Origin of the sequence: Streptomyces sp. NPDC092369, from assembly GCF_044755245.1 — a bacterium.
In the GTDB taxonomy this organism is placed as follows: Bacteria; Actinomycetota; Actinomycetes; order Streptomycetales; family Streptomycetaceae; genus Streptomyces.
Genome location: NZ_JBIVQP010000004.1, coordinates 927882 through 944227 on the forward strand (window position 1 = coordinate 927882; position 16346 = coordinate 944227).

Here is a 16346-nt window from a genome sequence, read left to right on the forward strand (position 1 = left end):
CGCCCGCCAGTGGCGTCGACGTGGTGGCCGTGAGCAGTCGTAAAGACCCGTGGGTCAAGTCAGTTGGGCCAGTCGCGGCTTCGCAGCTGATGACTTGCCGCGTTTCGGACGCGGCGGGTTCGTCCCCGTTCTGCCAGCAGCTCGAGAGCCTTGGGTGAGGTCACGATCTGCGTGGTTGCCACCATGCGTTGAAACCAGTCGGTTGTACCCGTGAGCTCCTCGGCGGTCCATGCGCCGCCCAGAGCGATGGTTCTGAGCAGGGTCCACTCGCGGAGGCGCAGGGATAGGAATTCGCGATCCGCGATCACCTCGGTCATCGTTCGAGCCCAGGTCGTGAACCGGGGGCCGGTCAGGAAACCGACGGCCCGGCGGTCCAGATGGCCGCCCACCGCGCTGTCCGCCATCGTCGCGTCCTGGTCACGCAGGACGGCGGCCACCAGGTCGGCCTCGTCCGCTTCGGTGACGGCCTCCAGAGCCCGCAGGTAGCGGGCGAAGCGGCGATGCTCGGCGGGCTCTTCGTCGAGGTGGGTGCTGATCATGCCGCGACACCTTCCCGCCGCTCAACCGCACGGCCGCGCTCGAGAGAATCGAAGAACGCCAGGAAATCGTCCTCGTCGCCGGTCGACCGCTTGACGACCTTGACGTACTTCGCCTCGTACCGCTGTTCCACGACACCTTCGGCGGGGCCGTACAACTCGTCGGCGACCACGCCCGGCAGATTGCGGGGTCTGGGTTCGGGGGGCTGGGGACTCGGAGGCATGGCTTCATTGTGGCGGCGTGAGAAGTGGCGCGTGATGAGACCATGCGCGGTCCGGCCCAGTGCCCTCAGGGCAACGAGCGCGCGCCACCCGTCCACTGTCACTGGTAAACCGGTGGCGTCTCCGTCGGTGAGCCTCGTAGCTTGTCCGTTTGTGACCGATGACCCAGCGTTGCCCGCGAATCGACACGACCTCGGCCGCGTGTTCAACGAAGTGGCGGAGCTCTACGACCGTGTCCGGCCGGGATATCCCGAGGAGTTGTTCGCGGATCTTGTCGCTGTCACTGGCATGGACGAGAGGTCGTCGGTGCTGGAGGTGGGCTGCGGTACCGGTCAGGCGACGCGCTCACTGGCGGCGCTCGGGTGTTCGGTGACCGCGGTCGAGCCCGGCGCGGACATGGCCGCACTCGCTCGGCAACGGCTGGCCGACTTCCGCAATGTCGACGTGGAGACGTCGACATTCGAGGAGTGGGACGACCGCGGTCGTCGCTTCGATGTTCTCGTGGCCGCGTCGTCGTGGCACTGGATCGACCCGTCGATCGGCTGGCAGCGGGCGCACGACGTCCTCCGTCAGGGAGCTTGGATGGCGCTGATCGGCAACGTCGTCGTCCGCCGAGCGGGAGAGCCGGAGGCGTACGCCGAGACCGCCGACCTCCACGAGCGGTTCTGCCCCGGGAACCCCGACTGGGGACATCCTCCGCTCGAGGACGACGTGCTCACCACCAACGACGGGTGGGGCCTGGTCGACGATCCTGGAGGGTTGTTCGGCCCGACGATCGTGCGCTGGTACCCGACCGTCCAGTGGTTCGACGGGAACGGCTTCGCCGATCACCTCCGCTCGTTGTCGCTGTACCGGAAGCTGGACCACGACGTCCGCGAGCCCCTGCTCGACGCCATCGCCGAGCGCATCCGCGCACGGATGGACGACCGCGCATCACGCCGCTATCTGAGCGTCCTGCGCGTCGGACAGCGCGCCGACTGAGGCCAAGAGCCTTCTCTGAGCTACGAGTTGAGGGCCACGAGCGAGGTTTGGACGGCGTCGGGACGATGACTGGTTCCCTGCCACAGGGCGGTGCCGTCTTTGATCTGGACGAACTGCATGCTCGGTGGGCGGATGCCTGGCGGCCGGCGCAGGTCGCGGAGCGGTTGGACGGCGTCAGCACGCCCTGGTGCGTCGCGGCAGGGTGGGCGCTGGACCTGTTCTGTGGCAGGCAGTCGCGGCCCCACGGCGACCTGGAGATCGCGGTGCCCGCGGCGGGGTTCGCGGAGATTCGCGCCCGCTTCCCCGAGTACACGTTCGACGCGGTGGGCTCGGGACGGGTCTGGGCGAATGCGGGAACCGAGGTCCTCGAAGCCACTCACCAGACCTGGCTGCGAGATCCGGCGACCGGCCAATTCCTGTTCGATGTCTTCCGGGAGCCGCACGAAGGCGGGACGTGGATCTGTCGGCGGGACCAGAGCCTGCGGCTCCCGTACGGCGCGATCATCGAGCGGACGGCTGACGGCATCCCTTACCTGGTACCGGAGTTGGTGCTGCTGTTCAAAGCGAAGGCACCCCGGCCCAAGGACGAGACGGACTTCCACGGCGTTCTGCCGCTGCTGGACCGAACGCGGCGCCACGCTCTCAGCGGGTGGCTGAAGCTCATGCATCCCGGACATCCGTGGCTGGCCGAACTGGAGAGGCCATGACGGCGGCTTCGCCGAAACGGTCCGGTCTGTCTCACCCGCGTGCGGGGAGGACCTCGATGATCTCGGCGATACCGGTGACAGGCCGGCCCTCGTGCATGGTGATCACGTCACCGCGCTTGAGATGACGCCAACTCTCGGGTTGCAGGGGAGCCAGGCGTACGTCCGCTGAGTCGCCGGGGCCGAGCTGCGTGGCGAACTCCACCCAGAGCCGGGCGATGTAGAGATCGTGGTGTCCGTGCGCGGTGCGGTTGCCGATGTCCCAGAGCGGTCTGAGTCGGCCGTCGCCCGCGAAGGCAGCCTGCCGTCCGCCTTCGTCGGCCCCCAGCAGAGTCAAGGTTGCGCGGATGGTGCCGTGTTCGGCTTCCCAGCCCCGCCACTGGCACCAACGCTGGGTCCGGTCCAGCATCAACTGCCGGGCGGCCTCGGCGAGTTTCTCCCAGAAGGCGATGGGCGCCGGATGGCTGTCCGCGATCTCAATGAGCACATCGAGCGCCATCTCCCATTCCTGACGTCCGATGTCGTCGCGCACGTCTGCGATCGTCTGGCCGTTGTCCGCCACGGCGTCCTGGGGCAGCACGCCGACGGCCTGCCGAATGAGGGTGAACGCGTCATCCATGTGCTGGATTGTCATCCGGTCCCGAACGCTTTGTCACAGGCGCCGGTGCAAGGCACGGAAGCGTGAGTCGCCGGGACGTCCCGCTGCGCTGCGTCGCCGGACCGGTGCGCTGCGCCGAGCGGGACGCGTCAGGATGCACGGATCCGCGGGCTGGCACACTTTGTCATGTGAAACCCGTGGTGAAGAGAACGACGAGCGACTTGCGGCGGCACAACCGGTCCGTCATCCTCTCCGCGCTGTATGTGCAGGGACCCACCAGCCGGAACAGGCTGACCCGCGCTTCCGGCCTCAGCTCGGCGACGGTGAGCAACGTCGTCTCCCAACTCCTCGCCGAGGGGCTGGTCGCGGAGGGCGGTTCGGAGGACTCCGACGGGGGCAGGCCGCGCTCGGTGCTGGAGATCCGCCCGGACTACGGCACCGTGATCGGGGTGGACATCGGCGAGACGCACGTCAGGATCGGCCTGTTCGACTGGACCCTGTCCGTGCTCCACTCCGAGGTCTACCCGATCGCCGACACCAGGCTCGACGCCGAGTCGGTGGCCGCGCTGGTGCTCCAGGGAATCTCCGAAGTGACCCGCGCCGCGGCCGTCGATCCCGCGGAACTGCTCGGCATCGGCGTAGGCGTGCCCGGTGCCGTCCAGCCCGACCCGCGGATCCCCGGCCGCACGCTCGTGCACGCGCCGACGCTCGGCTGGTCCGGCGTCCCGCTCGGCGAGATGCTCGCCCCCGGGATCGCCGCACCGCTCATGCTGGACAACTGCGCGCGGACCCTGGGCCAGGCGGAGATGTGGCGCGGTGTGGGCCGGGGCGCCGACCGCGTGGTCACCGCGCTCATCGGGGTCGGCGTGGGCGCCTCCCTCGGATCAGGCGTGGAGGGAGGCGTCGCGGGCCTTGCCCCCGCCACGATCGAGTGGGGGCATACGGTGATCTACGCGGGAGGGCTGCCCTGCCGCTGCGGCTCACGGGGCTGCCTGGAGGCGTACGTCGGGGCGGAGGCCATCCTGCACCGTTACCAGGCCACGCTGGGCAGTCAGCCGTTCCATTCCGCAGGGACGGAGAGCCGGTTCGCGGAGCTGACGGCGCGGGCGGCGACCGACCCGGTGGCCATGGAGACGCTGGAGAAGGTGGGGGAGTACATCGGCATCGGGATCGGCAACCTGATCAACCTGCTCCACCCCGATCTCGTCGTGCTCTCCGGGTGGGCGGGCTCGGTGATGGGTGGGGTGGTACTGCCCACCGTGCGCGAGACGGCCGAGCGGCACGCACTGTCGTATCTGCGCGGGCGCACTCGTATCGAGGTCGGGCGCCTGGGCCAGGAGGCGGTGGCGATGGGCGCGGCGACTCTGCCGGTGGCGGACCTGCTGGCGACGAGCGGTCGACGGCCGAGGGTCGTTTCCGGGCTGGAGGCCGGCGCCGAGGCCTGGGCATAGCCCCGGCGCCGAGGCCTGGGCATAGCCCCGGCGCCGAGGCCTGTGCGTAGTCCCGGCGCGGAAGCCTTGGTACAGCCCTGCCGCGAAACCCGTCCCGAATCGCCCTGCCCAATCGCCCTTCCGAACAGGCCGCGAACCCCCCACGCCCTCACTGCGAAGCCACCGCGAACCCCCCCGCGCCCTCACTGCGAAGCCACCGCGAACCCGCCGCACAGCCCGGTGCCGTCCTGACCGGGCCCACAACCCGGCTCGCTCGCACCCGGACTGGTTGACGCCAATGACTGTTGCCTCTTAGTTTAAGTCGTAGCCAAAGTCTCCTGACTTCCGTGGAGTCTTCATGACGTCTCAGTTCCCCGCAGCCCGGCTCTACATCGACGGAACGTTCCGCTCGGCCTCCTCAGGGCGTACCGCCGACGTCGTGGAGAAGGCCACGGGTGCCGTGATCGGTACGTATGCCCTCGGTGGGGCCGCGGATGTCGGGCGGGCGGTGGCCGCGGCCCGTGCCGCACAGCCGGCTTGGGCGGCGCTGAGTGCTCCCGAGCGCGCTGCCCATCTCGGTCGTATGGCCGACTTTCTCCAGGCGCACTACGCGGAGCTGGTCGAGCAGAGCATGCGCGAGACCGGTGGGGTGCGGGACAAGGCCGAGGACGAGGTGTCCACCGGTATCCGGCAACTGCGGATCTCCATGATCCAGGCGAGCGAGAACGCCGGCGACCTGCTGCCCCCGTACAAGGCGGGCAAGCTCTCGATGTCCCGCGCAGTGCCGCTCGGGGTGATCGGCGTGATCACCCCCTGGAACTACCCGGTCAACCTGGCCATGCGGGCGGTCGCGCCGGCGCTGGCCTTCGGCAACACCGTCGTGCTCAAGCCCGCCGAACTCACCCCGATCATCGGCGGCCAGGTGCTCGCCGAGGCGGCCGAGGCGGCCGGACTGCCGCCGGGCGTCCTCAACGTGGTGCCCGGCGACGGCCTCGACGCGGGGCACGCGCTCGCCGAACACGCCGGCCTGGACCTGATGGACTTCACCGGATCCCGCGAGGTCGGCCTCGCCATCGCGGCCTCCGCCGCCACCACCCTGCGGCCGATCCGGCTCGAACTCGGCGGCAGCAACGCCTTCTTGGTCCTCGACGACGCCGACATCGACCTCGCCGCCTCATGCGCCATGGTCGCCTCGCTCGAATACCAGGGGCAGACCTGCATCAGCGCCAGCCGCCACATCGTCACCCGGGCAGTGGCGGACCGCTACGTCGACGCCCTCACCCGCCGAGCCGCCGCCCTGCGCGTCGGCGACCCCATGAGCGGTACGGCGGACCTGGGCCCCCTGATCAGCACCCGCCAGCGCGACCGCGTGCACGCCCTCGTGACGGCGTCGGTGGAGATGGGCGCGGAGGTGCTCACCGGCGGCACGTTCGACGGCCGTGACGGGCTGTTCTACCGGCCCACCGTGCTGGCGAAGGTGACGCCCGGGATGCCGGCCTTCACCGAGGAGATCTTCGGCCCGGTCCTCCCGGTCACGGTCGTGGACGACCAGGAGGAAGCGGTGGCCGTGGCCAACGGGCTGCCCATGCTGATGAACTCGGTCTTCTCCGCCGACCTCATGCGCGGCCTGTCGGTCGCCGAGCGCTTGGACGCGGGCGAGGTGCACGTCAACGACGCCCACGCCCGGCACGGCGCAGACGATCAGATGACGGGCTTCACCAAACGCCAGTGGATCGGCGTCCAACGCGCCCCGCTCACCCTGCCGGCCTGGACCGCCGACCCCGCGACCCGTTGATGACGGCGGCTCGTACGGCGCTGGTGGTGCGCGGCGGCTGGGAAGGGCATGCCCCACGGGAGTGCACCGACCTGTTCCTGCCCGCACTGGCCGACGCCGGATTCGTGGTCACCGTAAGGGAGGACCTGGAGGCCTATGCCGACGCCGATCTCATGGCGCGGACCGACCTCGTGGTGCAGTGCTGGAGCGAGGGACGGCTGACCGAGGAGCAGTGCGCGGGGCTCGTGTCGGCCGTCGAGGCGGGCACCGGCTTCGCGGGCTGGCACGGCGGCGTCGTGGCGACGTTCCAGGACTCACCCGCGTACCTGCGCATGGTCGGCGGCCTGTTCCTGCACCACCCGGCGGAGTTCCTGGAATACCGGGTCCGGATCGAGCCGGAACACCGGGAGCACCCGATCGTCGCCGGGCTGCCCGACACGACGGTGATCACTGAGCAGTACTGGATGCTGACCGACGCGTTCAGCACGGTACTGGCATCCACCACGGTCGAGCCGGGATCCGCAGGACAGGGCGAACGGCCGGTCGACATGCCCGTCGCCTGGACCAGACAGTGGGGGAGGGGGCGCATCTTCTTCTCCGCCGTGGGGCACCGACCGGACGACCTGCGCGAGCCGACGGTACGGGAGCTCACCCGGCGCGGACTGATCTGGGCGGCGCGCTGAGCGGGCGGGGTGTGCGCCCTTGCGGCGAGACCCCGCCGGACGGGCAACCAGGGCTCGCGCGGCCGGTCGTCCTGCAGGCCATGGACAAACACCTCCCCGACCGACTCTTCCCCCACGAAGTCCGCGCCCGCCCGGAGGCGCGCTGTGAGGCCGAGCCGGGGCCGCCGCTCGGAGAATTCCACTCGCCCGCGCGCATGCCGCGCTCGCTCACGCCGACATCCTGCTCACCGAAGACCTGGATGTACTGCGGACGCCGCCTCACCGTTGTGGGAGTTGCCCAACGTGGTGCTGACCCCGCACATCGCCGGCTCGCTCGGCGGCGAGCCGGCTCCTCTCTCGCCCGGTGGATTACGGCTCGCTGTCCGTATCAACCTGATCTGTAACCTTTCGGTGATCCTTCCCGGGCGTCCCGGCGCGTACGGTGCAGGGGCCGGAAGCCTTGCTTCACGAGCAGGCCCCTGTGTCCACCACCAGGAGCGGACGCCGATGGCGGAGAAATCGACTCATAAAGAAATCGACACGTCGTGAATCGGTACGTCACTCGTATTGACCCCGCCTCCACTGCGACTTAGCTTAAGTCGCAGTCAAAGTCGGAGCCGGTCGACTCGGGTCGGCCCTGGGCTCGGGTCACAGGCCCTCTTCTGGCACGAAAGTGAGACTGGCCCATGAAGACCAGATTCGTCGCAGTCGCAGGCGCCACGCTGGCCGCCACCCTGGTTCTCGCCGCCTGCGGTGGCGGGGACGGGGGATCCGACAGCGGTTCGGCATCGAAGGGCGGCAAGGTCCGCCTCACCATGTGGGCCTGGGACCCGGGCATGGACAAGGTCGTCGCCCTGTGGAACTCGACCCACCCCGACATCCAGATCGCCCTCAGCAACCCGGCCGGCGGTGACCAGCTCGTCAGCAAGATGATCACCGCGCACCAGGCCCAGACCGCCCCCGACATCGCGAAGGTCGAGTACCAATCGCTGCCCGGGCTGGTGGCGAACGGCGTGATCCGCGACATCACCGCCGAGACGAAGAAGGCGGTCACGGACTTCGACGACGCGACGCTGGCCCAGACCCGCTTCCAGGGCAAGGTCTACGGCATCCCGCAGGACTTCGCGCCGCTGATGATGTTCTACCGGGCCGACCTGTTCAAGAAGTACGGCCTGAAGGTGCCCACCACCTGGCAGGAGTACGAGCAGGTGGCCACGCAACTGCACACCAAGGCGCCCAACGCCTCGATGACCAACTTCGACGCCGCCGACCCCGGCTGGTTCACCGGCCTCACCCAGCAGGCGGGAGCCGACTGGTGGACCACCCAGGGCGACTCCTGGCACGTGGACATCAACGGCACGGCCAGCGACAAGGTCGCCGACTACTGGCAGGGTCTGGTCGACAAGGGGCTGGTGAAGAAGAACCCCTCCTTCTCCCCCCAGTGGAACAAGGAGATGAACAACGGCACCCTCCTCACCTGGATCTCCGGAGCCTGGGCCCCGGCCCAGATCGGCGGCATCGCCCCCTCGACCAAGGGAAAGTGGACCGCCGCGCCGCTGCCGGCCTGGACGGCGGGCGACAACACCACCGGCATCTGGGGCGGTTCGGCCATCACGGTCACCGCCGACTCCAAACACCCCGCCGAGGCCGCGCAGTTCGCGAGCTGGCTGAACACCGACGCCAAGGCGGTGACGGCCCAGGTCAAGAACATCAACATCTACCCGGCCTCGACCTCGGGCCGCGCCCTGCCGATCCTCGACCAGCCGCCGGCCTTCTTCCCGAACCAGCCGGACTACTACGCGCAGGTGAGCAAGGTGGCACCGGGCGCCCGCAGTTACTCGATGTGGGGTCCCAACGTCACGGTGACCTTCTCGGCGTACCGGGACAGCTTCGGCGCGGCGCTCCAGTCGGGCAAGTCGTTCACCGGTGCGCTCGACACCATGCAGAACAACACGACCGCCGGTATGAAGAAGCTCGGGTTCACCCTCCACTGACCCGGTGACCAGGTCGCCCGGCGCGCCTCCCTGACGCCCGCGCCGGGCGACCGAACCGGCATCACCCACCGAACCAGCCACTCATCCGATGGGGACGACACGTCGATGGCGACAAGCACTTCGCGGCGGAACCGCAGGGCGGGCCAGAGCCGGCTGCCCTATCTGCTGGTCCTGCCCGCGACCCTGCTCCTCCTGCTGTTCGTGGTCGCCCCCGGGGCCTACGCGCTGCTCCTCAGCTTCCAGCAGCGCAAGGTCAGCGGAGGCCTGCTGGGCACCGGCAGCAGAACGGTCTTCGCGGGTCTGGACAACTACTCCGCCGTGATCCATGACTCCGAGCTGTGGCACAGCGTGCTGCGCATGCTGCTCGTCGGCGCGATCACCGTACCGGCGACCGTGCTCCTCGCCCTGCTGTTCGCACTCCTCCTGGACACGGCCCGAGCCCGCTTCACCCGGTTCACCCGCCTGGCGATCTTCCTTCCGTACGCGGTGCCTGGTGTCATCGCCACCCTCCTGTGGGGCTTTCTCTATCTGCCCGCGACCAGCCCCATCGGCGGGCGGGACGTCGACTTCTTCGGCACCTCGATGGTCTATGTCTCGGTCGCGAACATCGCGGTGTGGGGCGCGGTGGGCTTCAACATGGTGGTGATGTACACGTCCCTGCGCGGGCTGCCGCCGGAGATCTATGAGGCCGCCAGGATCGACGGGGCCTCGGAACTCCAGATCGCACTACGGGTGAAGGTCCCGCTGATCCGCCCCGCCATCGCCATGTGCACCCTGTTCACCGTGCTCGCCGCCCTGCAGCTGTTCAACGAGCCCAACACGCTGCAGCCGCTGTCGAACGCCATCTCCCTGACCTGGGTCCCCCTGATGAAGATCTACACCGACGCGTTCGTCGACTCCGACATCCACCTTGCGGCGGCCACCTCGATCGTCTTCGCGGCCGGCATCCTCGCCGTTTCCCTGCTCGTCGGGCGCCTCGCCCAGACCCGCTGGGGTGCCGCCGGAGCCCTGGGCAAGGAGCAGCGATGACGATCGACTCACCCGCCCGTCCCGCGGCGCCCCCGGTGACCGCCACCGGGACCGAAGGACCCCGCAGCCGAGGCATCGCTCTGCTGCCCACCGCCGTACTGCTCCTCGGCGCCGTCTACTGTCTGGTGCCGACGCTGTGGATCCTGATCGCGTCCACCAAGTCGCGCAGCGAGCTGTTCTCCACCGCGACCTACCTGCCGTCGTTCGGCTCGGGCCTGGTGGACAACATCGCCGACCTCTCCTCGTACGACTCGGGCGTGTTCTGGCACTGGATGTTCAACAGCTTCCTCTACGCGGGAGTCGGCGGGCTCGTGGCCACCGCGGTCTCGGCGGCGACCGGCTACGCCATCGCCAAGTACGAATTCCGGGGCCGCAACGTGCTGTTCAAGACGATCCTGGCGGGCGTCCTGCTGCCGCAGGTCGTGCTGGCGGTGCCGCAGTACCTGCTGCTGGCCCGCGTCGGCATCACCGACAGCTACCCGGCGGTGATCCTGCCCCAACTCTTCAACCCGTACGGCATCTACCTGTGCCGCATCTACGCCGCCGCCTCCGTCCCCGACTCGCTGCTCGACGCCGGGCGGATGGACGGGGCGAGCGAGTGGCGGATGTTCTCGGCGATCGGGCTGCGGCTGATGGCGCCCGGGCTGATCACCGTCTTCCTGCTCCAGTTCATCGTCATCTGGAACAACTTCCTGCTGCCCTTCGTCATGGTGACGAGCGACGACAAGTTCCCACTGACGGTCGGCCTGTACAGCCTCCTGCGCCACGGCGCCAACCAGGCATCCCTGTACTCCCTCGTGATCACCGGCACGCTGCTGTCCGTCATCCCTGTCATCGCGCTCTTCCTGTCCCTGCAGCGGTACTGGCGCATCGACCTGGTGACCGGAGGGTTGAAGTGACGGTCACCGGTTGGTGAGTTGGCTTCGGGACGGTCGCATCAGTTGTTCGTGCCCGGGACGACGATCCTGTTCTTGGGCCGGCCGTCTTGCGGGGAGGGCCGTAGTTCGGCGGTGTTGCCACGTGCGCGGAGAACCGCTTCGTTCTGGGCTGACCATGTCGTCAGCGCGGCGGGGAGGTACGGCCGTCGAGGGCCGCTGTCGGGTAGGACATCTGGTAGGCGAGGCGTTCGTCGGCCTGGTCACCGATGCGGGCGAGCACGCTGTCCAGGTCGAGGAACTCCTCCCAGACCGGCCTTCCGCTCGCCGCTGAGAGCCGGGCGACGACGAGGTCTTCGAGTTCGGGGACCCGCTTGTTCTTCCAGATCTTGTCGGCCAGGCTGACCAGGAGGTCCTCGGTCCCCGCGTCATCGGTGGTCCAGGCGGCGTGTGTTGCGGCGAAGCGTGCCATGGCGAAGTCGACGCCTCTGGCGATGAGCAGCTCACGGCCGGCGTCCTCGTGCTGTGACCCGGGAGCGGACAACTCGGCGGGGTGCAGGGTCTTTCCGATGTCGTGGGTGGCGGCTCCGAAGAGAACTGCCTTCGGGTTGATGCCCAGATCGAGGTCGCGCGCGGCGATCCATTCGAGGAGTTGCCCCGCGACGTCGTGAACTGCCCGCAGGTGTGCGACCAGGCGCGGTGGAGCCTCGACTTCGTGAAGCAGATCGGCCGCTTCGACAGGCAGCGGACGAAGCGGGGGTTGATCGGTGTCCTGGAGGGCGATCGAAAGCACTCGCGAGGTCGTCACCGCGACAGGGTAGCGGTTGCGGTCGTCGTGGGGACGCGGCCTCGAGGGTCGGATCCTGGCAGGGTGGTCATGGGCTCGCGTCGAGTTGCCCGGGCAGCCAACTTGGTTGAGCGGGGACCCCGTTGAGTTGGATGAGCGCCTGTTAGCGTACGGCGATGGAAGATCTGGAATCCGTCGCTTGGCCGCCTGAACCGATCCGGACCAAGAGGCTCGTGCTCCGTGCGCCCGAGGCCCGGGACCGTGCGGCGTTCGTCGAACTGCTCGCCTCGCCGGAGGTGCACGCCTACCTCGGTGGTCCCCGGCCGCGTGCCGAGCTTGAGCGCGAGATTCCACATGTGCCCGAGCGACGGCCCGGCAACTTCGTCGTTGATCTCGACGGGTCGATGATCGGCCTGATCCTGCTCAGGAGAGCGACCGGGCACCGTAGCGCCGCCGCCGAGGGGAAGGCCGACCTCGGCTACCTGTTCCTGCCGCGGGCGTGGGGCTTCGGGTACGCCACCGAGGCGTGCACGGCGGCACTCGACTGGCTCACCGGTCAGTTTCCCGGCGAGCCGGTGGTCCTCACCACCCAGAGCGCCAACGCCGGCTCGATGCGTCTCGCGGCGAAGCTGGGGTTCACCGAGGTGGAGCGGTTCGAGGCCTGGGACGCCGAGCAGTGGCTCGGGATGTGGTCGCCGGTCACGTCGTGGTGAGTGTCTTGCTGTAGACCGTGGAACTGCGCTGCACCGTCATGCCGATCCGCTCGTACAGCGACAGCGCTCCAGTGGCCGAGTGCGTCCACAGTGTGCAGGTCCGCTTTCCTTGGAGGTAGAACGCGCGGAACGCCTCCTGCAGCAGCATGCGGGCGATACCCCGGTTGCGGTGGTCACTTCGTACCGCGACCCGCTCGACATATCCCTCGTCGTTGCCGGGGACGTCCAGCGACAGCACCGCGCCGACCAACTGGTCGCCTGCGAAAGCGAGCGGCGATGCCGCCGGTTCGAACGTCGCCCGTTCGACCGTGTGCCGGGCCCACTCCTCGTAGGACTTCCGCCGCTGCTGCCACTCGTCGAACGCGTCCTCGGTGAGCTGATGTGCCGCCGGCCCGTCGCCGGACCGGAACGGTCGGACCGTGACACCTTCCGGCGGTGCGGGCACCACCGGTTCGATGGGCATCTCGATCTCCAACAGCCACTCGGTGACGAGCGGGGAGTACCCACTTGACCGTAGGAGTGCGATGGTCGCCTCATCGCTGTCCGAGACCGTCTGGGCAAGCCGATCACTGCCCACGTGCCGGGCCCGTGCCTCGGCCCAGGCGAGAAGCGATCTGCCAAGACCCCGCCCCCGGTGATCGGGGTGGACGTCGACCGTGGACCGCCGCCCCCGCACCCAGCCCCAGCCGGCCAACTCTCCGCTGGAGTCGCTGATGAGCACCGTGTCGACCTGCAACTCCAGTCCGGACGGGCGGAGATCGGCGGCGATGCCGTCGACGCCGGTTGTGGCCCGGGCGTGCAGCTCGTGCTCGCACGCGGTGACCAAGCGATGAATTTCCCTGGCGTCGGCGATGGTTGCCGATCGGGTGCGGTAACCCATCGGCAACCACTGTGGGGAGAGATCAGACATGAGATGAACCCTGCGTCATCCGTACTTTCGTGTCGACCCGAATATCTGACCCGCCACCAGAGCGACAGGCGAAGGCCGTTGAGAGTTGTGCGGCAGACCGAGTCGCTCGCGGCCGTGTCGGGCGAGCTTCGGGACGAGACTCGTGCGAACCGCTCCGACTCCGCAGTTGTCAGCTTGCGGTGTGCTGCGTGGGGAAGTCGGCGCTGAGAGTCACCTCTCGCCAGCTGTCGAAGGCGGTCCTGAGTGAGTCGAGCCTGGTGGTGGCGATGTCGTATGCCGCCTTGCCCAACAGGAGGCGGAGTGGGGGTTGTTCGGCCGTGACCGCGTCGATGACGGCTTGCGCGGCGCGGGCCGGGTCCCCGGGCTGGTGGCCGTAGGTGGCCAAGGTGCTCCTGCGTCGCGTGCCCGCGGTGGCGGCGTAGTCGGCGATGGTGGTGGCGGACTGGCGCATGGAGGGCCCGGACCAGTCGGTGCGGAACGCGGCGGGTTCGACGATCGTGACCTTGATGCCGAGTGGGGTGACCTCGGCGGCGAGGGACTCGGAGAGACCCTCCACGGCGAACTTGCTGGCGTGGTAGTAGCCGGTGGCTCCGAAGGCGACCAGGCCGCCGAGGGAGGACATGTTCACGATGTGGCCGGAGCGACGGGCTCGCATACCGGGCAGGACCGCTCTGGTGGTGTCCACCAGGCCGAAGACGTTCGTGTCGAACAGTGCGCGGATCTCGTCGTCCTCGCCCTCCTCGACGGCGGCGAGGTAGCCGTAGCCCGCGTTGTTGACCAGTACGTCGATGCGCCCGAAGGCGGCCTCCGCCTCGGCGACCGCGTGGCCGGTCTGCTCCGGGTCGGTGACGTCCAGTGCCAGGACGAGGGCGCGTTCCTCGTGTCCGGCGACGACGTCGGCGGCCTTGGCGGGGTTGCGGGCCGTCACCACCGCCCGCCAGCCGCGTTCGAGGACTGCGCGGGCCAGGGCGCGGCCCAGGCCGGAGGAGCAGCCGGTGATGAACCAGACGGGGGAGTCAGGGGAGGTCATGCGAGATGTGTCCTTCGTAGTGTGCGTCGGGGGATTCGGTGAGGCTGAAGCTGCCCAGCAGGGCGAGTGACTGTTCGGCGGGGCTGTCGGGGTCGGCTCGGTAGACCACCAGGTGCTGGCCGGGCGCGCTGTGGACGGAGAAGGTCTCGAAGTTCAGGGTCAGGTCGCCGACCAGCGGGTGGTGAAAGCGTTTGGCCGAGGCCGTCTTGGCCCGTACTTCGTGGCGTCCCCACATGCGGGCGAAGTCGTGGCTGCGCACGGCGAGTTCGCCCACCAGCTCCTGCAGCCGCGGGTCGTCAGGGGCGGGATTGGCGGCCCGCAGTGCGGCCACGCAGCCCTGCGCCACAACGGCCCAGTCGCGGTAGAAGTCGTGTGCGGCGGGGTTGAGGAACAGCGCTGTGATCAGGCTGGTCTCGCTGCCGAGCCAGGAGAACAGCGCCTCCCCCAGGGAGTTGACGGCCAGCAGGTCGAGGTGGCGGCCGTAGACCAGAGCCGGTGTGTCGGGCCAGGCGTCCAGCAAGGCCACCAGTTGCGGGCCGGCGTACTCCCGGACGGGCCTGGACTCCCCGCGCTGTGGCGGGTCGACGAGCGCGCGCAGGTAGGCGGCCTCCTCGTCGGCCAGCAGGAGTGCGGCCGCCAGCGCTCCGAGGACCTGGGATGAGGGGTTGCGCTCACGTCCCTGTTCCAGCCGTACGTAGTAGTCGGTGCTCACCCCTGCCAGGACGGCGACCTCCTCGCGCCGCAGACCAGGAGTGCGGCGCGTCCCCGAAGGCATCTGGTGGTCCTCGGGGCGCACCAGCGCCCGCCGGGCCCGCAGGAACTTGCTCAGCCGGTGGTTCTTGTCCATGCCTGCCAACGTACGGGCCGGTTCTGGAGACTGGGTGGCCGTGTCACACCCACCCAGGGGAGGACACCAACCGCTGCCGCGAGGAGGGCGAGGATGGGGCCTCGCCGACCGGCGGGATCGCCGCGAGTCGGCTTCAGCCGCGACGCGCGAGTCCGTCGAGGCGCCGGCGGATCTACCGGACAACTCCTCACCAACGGACAGGAGTTCAGCGACGGACAGTCCGATGCTTGGCTCCGCGCGAACCGCCACCGGCGGTCGCGCGGTCGCCACCCGCATCCCGGTGCGGATGCTCGCTGGGTACTTTCCTACCGGCAGGAGGTGGCGGTAGGGCCACCCCTCATCCGGTGTCCAGGCCCAGCGACGAGGACCTCCGAGAACGGCAAGGTTGCCTTCGTCGGCAACGAGCCGACGAGGAATCCCGTACTCGGACGACTCAGGGGGACACCCATGAACGAAACCATCGCCAGGCGCCTGACGGGTCTCGCGGGCATCGCCACCGCGAGCGCCTTCATCGTCGAAGTACCCCTGTACTTCGTCTACTCCGGGCCGCCGCCGGACTCGAACGTCCTGGCCAGGCTACTGATCGGAATCGTCGCGTTGGCCTTTCTCATCGTGTTCGTGACGGCCTTCCGCGAACTGGTCAAGCGCGTGAACCCCGCCTACGAATGGGTCGGCACCATGGCCTTCGCCACCGGGTTGGTCTACGCGACGGTCACCCTGATCTCCAGCGGCCTGGAGGCGGGCGCCGTCATCGCCGCCGACCGCCCGATCGACCCGACGATCACGGTCAGCGGCACCTACATCCTCTACGGATCGATCGGTCGCCTCATGCTCGCGCTCTTCCTGATCACGGTGGGCTACGGCATCCGCCGTACGAACCTGCTGCCGCGCTGGACCGGCCGCTCGGCGTACGTCCTGGCCGGGGTCAACCTGCTCTTCGTGCCGTCCTTGTTCTTCGGCAACAACCCGGAGAACTTCTACGCGGCGAACGGCTGGGGCACCACCGCACTGATGGGCGCGGTCCTCAGCTACTGGCTGCTCGCCCTGGGCATCTCCACCTACCGCAGCGCAGCACGGCCCGCCCCCGTCGCCTCACCGGCCTTGCAGCACTGACACCGCTCGCACGGCAGATGGTCGTGGGGGGGGGGGGGGGGGGCGGCCCCCCCCCCCCCCCCCGCGGCGCCCCCGCCGGCCCCCCCCCCCCCCCGGCGCCGGCTCCCCCCCCCGACCAGGGCGCCGAGGGCGACCCACGAC

The 16346-nt window shown here is 69.2% G+C and carries 17 protein-coding genes; 10 read left to right on the forward strand and 7 right to left on the reverse strand.

Translation table 11 applies throughout. The features are described from left to right. Positions 1-59: 59 nt before the first annotated feature. Entirely contained in the window at positions 60-539 is a 480-nt protein-coding gene (locus tag ACIQI8_RS28180) for a hypothetical protein (RefSeq protein WP_402355894.1), read from the reverse strand. Continuing rightward, positions 536-760, reverse strand: coding sequence for a hypothetical protein (locus tag ACIQI8_RS28185; RefSeq protein ID WP_402355896.1), 225 nt, complete (start codon positions 758-760; stop codon positions 536-538). Before ACIQI8_RS28185 ends, ACIQI8_RS28180 begins: the two co-directional genes overlap by 4 nt. A 151-nt stretch (positions 761-911) precedes the next feature. Here ACIQI8_RS28185 and ACIQI8_RS28190 point away from each other — a divergent pair, with 151 nt between their 5' ends. Together ACIQI8_RS28190 and ACIQI8_RS28195 are read left to right on the forward strand one after the other, a co-directional pair. After that, positions 912-1739, forward strand: a complete 828-nt coding sequence (locus ACIQI8_RS28190; RefSeq protein WP_402355899.1) for a class I SAM-dependent methyltransferase — start codon at positions 912-914, stop codon at positions 1737-1739. A 65-nt stretch (positions 1740-1804) separates the two neighbouring features. After that, positions 1805-2446 (forward strand): nucleotidyltransferase domain-containing protein, encoded by a 642-nt coding sequence (locus ACIQI8_RS28195; RefSeq protein WP_402355901.1) that lies wholly within the window; start codon positions 1805-1807, stop codon positions 2444-2446. Between the two features lie 31 nt (positions 2447-2477). Here ACIQI8_RS28195 and ACIQI8_RS28200 read toward each other — a convergent pair whose 3' ends face one another. After that, positions 2478-3062, reverse strand: a complete 585-nt coding sequence (locus tag ACIQI8_RS28200; RefSeq protein WP_402355904.1) for a hypothetical protein — start codon at positions 3060-3062, stop codon at positions 2478-2480. 176 nt (positions 3063-3238) lie between these two features. On the opposite strand from ACIQI8_RS28200, the gene ACIQI8_RS28205 reads away from it, so the two are divergent. From ACIQI8_RS28205 to ACIQI8_RS28230, 6 genes are all read left to right on the forward strand, one after another. Further along, positions 3239-4492 (forward strand): ROK family protein, encoded by a 1254-nt coding sequence (locus tag ACIQI8_RS28205; protein ID WP_402355907.1) that lies wholly within the window; start codon positions 3239-3241, stop codon positions 4490-4492. Positions 4493-4829: 337 nt separating this feature from the next. Next, complete coding sequence (locus ACIQI8_RS28210; RefSeq protein ID WP_402355910.1) at positions 4830-6266, forward strand: aldehyde dehydrogenase family protein; 1437 nt, start codon at positions 4830-4832, stop codon at positions 6264-6266. Then, complete coding sequence (locus ACIQI8_RS28215) at positions 6266-6928, forward strand: ThuA domain-containing protein (protein ID WP_402355913.1); 663 nt, start codon at positions 6266-6268, stop codon at positions 6926-6928. The genes ACIQI8_RS28210 and ACIQI8_RS28215 overlap by 1 nt, the downstream gene beginning before the upstream one ends. Before the next feature lie 665 nt (positions 6929-7593). Beyond that, the gene (locus ACIQI8_RS28220; protein ID WP_402355916.1) at positions 7594-8901 is read left to right on the forward strand and encodes an ABC transporter substrate-binding protein; all 1308 of its coding nucleotides are present in this window, start codon (positions 7594-7596) and stop codon (positions 8899-8901) included. Between the two features lie 105 nt (positions 8902-9006). After that, positions 9007-9930, forward strand: coding sequence for a carbohydrate ABC transporter permease (locus ACIQI8_RS28225; protein WP_402355919.1), 924 nt, complete (start codon positions 9007-9009; stop codon positions 9928-9930). After that, positions 9927-10829 (forward strand): carbohydrate ABC transporter permease, encoded by a 903-nt coding sequence (locus ACIQI8_RS28230; protein WP_402355923.1) that lies wholly within the window; start codon positions 9927-9929, stop codon positions 10827-10829. The genes ACIQI8_RS28225 and ACIQI8_RS28230 overlap by 4 nt, the downstream gene beginning before the upstream one ends. Before the next feature lie 160 nt (positions 10830-10989). Here ACIQI8_RS28230 and ACIQI8_RS28235 read toward each other — a convergent pair whose 3' ends face one another. Next, positions 10990-11613, reverse strand: coding sequence for an HD domain-containing protein (locus ACIQI8_RS28235; protein WP_402355926.1), 624 nt, complete (start codon positions 11611-11613; stop codon positions 10990-10992). Positions 11614-11768: 155 nt separating this feature from the next. On the opposite strand from ACIQI8_RS28235, the gene ACIQI8_RS28240 reads away from it, so the two are divergent. Further along, on the forward strand, positions 11769-12305 hold the full coding sequence (locus tag ACIQI8_RS28240; protein WP_402355929.1) for a GNAT family N-acetyltransferase: 537 nt from the start codon (positions 11769-11771) through the stop codon (positions 12303-12305). Here the strand turns inward: ACIQI8_RS28240 and ACIQI8_RS28245 are convergent. The 3 genes from ACIQI8_RS28245 to ACIQI8_RS28255 all read right to left on the reverse strand — a co-directional run bounded on the left by ACIQI8_RS28245 (position 12292) and on the right by ACIQI8_RS28255 (position 15092). Further along, a complete protein-coding gene (locus ACIQI8_RS28245; RefSeq protein WP_402355932.1) occupies positions 12292-13215 on the reverse strand; it encodes a GNAT family N-acetyltransferase in 924 nt (307 codons plus the stop codon). The genes ACIQI8_RS28240 and ACIQI8_RS28245 overlap by 14 nt on opposite strands. Before the next feature lie 169 nt (positions 13216-13384). Continuing rightward, positions 13385-14245 carry an oxidoreductase gene (locus ACIQI8_RS28250; RefSeq protein ID WP_402355935.1) on the reverse strand — a complete coding sequence of 287 codons (861 nt, stop codon included), beginning with the start codon at positions 14243-14245 and terminating at the stop codon, positions 13385-13387. Further along, on the reverse strand, positions 14232-15092 hold the full coding sequence (locus tag ACIQI8_RS28255; protein WP_402355938.1) for a helix-turn-helix domain-containing protein: 861 nt from the start codon (positions 15090-15092) through the stop codon (positions 14232-14234). Before ACIQI8_RS28255 ends, ACIQI8_RS28250 begins: the two co-directional genes overlap by 14 nt. A gap of 447 nt (positions 15093-15539) precedes the next feature. On the opposite strand from ACIQI8_RS28255, the gene ACIQI8_RS28260 reads away from it, so the two are divergent. Then, positions 15540-16205, forward strand: a complete 666-nt coding sequence (locus tag ACIQI8_RS28260; RefSeq protein ID WP_402355941.1) for a hypothetical protein — start codon at positions 15540-15542, stop codon at positions 16203-16205. Positions 16206-16346: the final 141 nt, after the last annotated feature.

Bases quoted from the DNA above. Each gene is read 5' to 3' on its own strand.
- ACIQI8_RS28220 (WP_402355916.1), top strand. From the start codon at position 7,594: ATGAAGACCAGATTCGTCGCAGTCGCAGGCGCCACGCTGGCCGCCACC.
- ACIQI8_RS28245 (WP_402355932.1), bottom strand. From the start codon at position 13,215: ATGTCTGATCTCTCCCCACAGTGGTTGCCGATGGGTTACCGCACCCGA.
- ACIQI8_RS28195 (WP_402355901.1), top strand. From the start codon at position 1,805: ATGACTGGTTCCCTGCCACAGGGCGGTGCCGTCTTTGATCTGGACGAA.
- ACIQI8_RS28200 (WP_402355904.1), bottom strand. From the start codon at position 3,062: ATGGATGACGCGTTCACCCTCATTCGGCAGGCCGTCGGCGTGCTGCCC.
- ACIQI8_RS28230 (WP_402355923.1), top strand. From the start codon at position 9,927: ATGACGATCGACTCACCCGCCCGTCCCGCGGCGCCCCCGGTGACCGCC.
- ACIQI8_RS28260 (WP_402355941.1), top strand. From the start codon at position 15,540: ATGAACGAAACCATCGCCAGGCGCCTGACGGGTCTCGCGGGCATCGCC.
- ACIQI8_RS28210 (WP_402355910.1), top strand. From the start codon at position 4,830: ATGACGTCTCAGTTCCCCGCAGCCCGGCTCTACATCGACGGAACGTTC.
- ACIQI8_RS28240 (WP_402355929.1), top strand. From the start codon at position 11,769: ATGGAAGATCTGGAATCCGTCGCTTGGCCGCCTGAACCGATCCGGACC.
- ACIQI8_RS28255 (WP_402355938.1), bottom strand. From the start codon at position 15,092: ATGGACAAGAACCACCGGCTGAGCAAGTTCCTGCGGGCCCGGCGGGCG.
- ACIQI8_RS28180 (WP_402355894.1), bottom strand. From the start codon at position 539: ATGATCAGCACCCACCTCGACGAAGAGCCCGCCGAGCATCGCCGCTTC.
- ACIQI8_RS28250 (WP_402355935.1), bottom strand. From the start codon at position 14,245: ATGACCTCCCCTGACTCCCCCGTCTGGTTCATCACCGGCTGCTCCTCC.
- ACIQI8_RS28225 (WP_402355919.1), top strand. From the start codon at position 9,007: ATGGCGACAAGCACTTCGCGGCGGAACCGCAGGGCGGGCCAGAGCCGG.
- ACIQI8_RS28215 (WP_402355913.1), top strand. From the start codon at position 6,266: ATGACGGCGGCTCGTACGGCGCTGGTGGTGCGCGGCGGCTGGGAAGGG.
- ACIQI8_RS28185 (WP_402355896.1), bottom strand. From the start codon at position 760: ATGCCTCCGAGTCCCCAGCCCCCCGAACCCAGACCCCGCAATCTGCCG.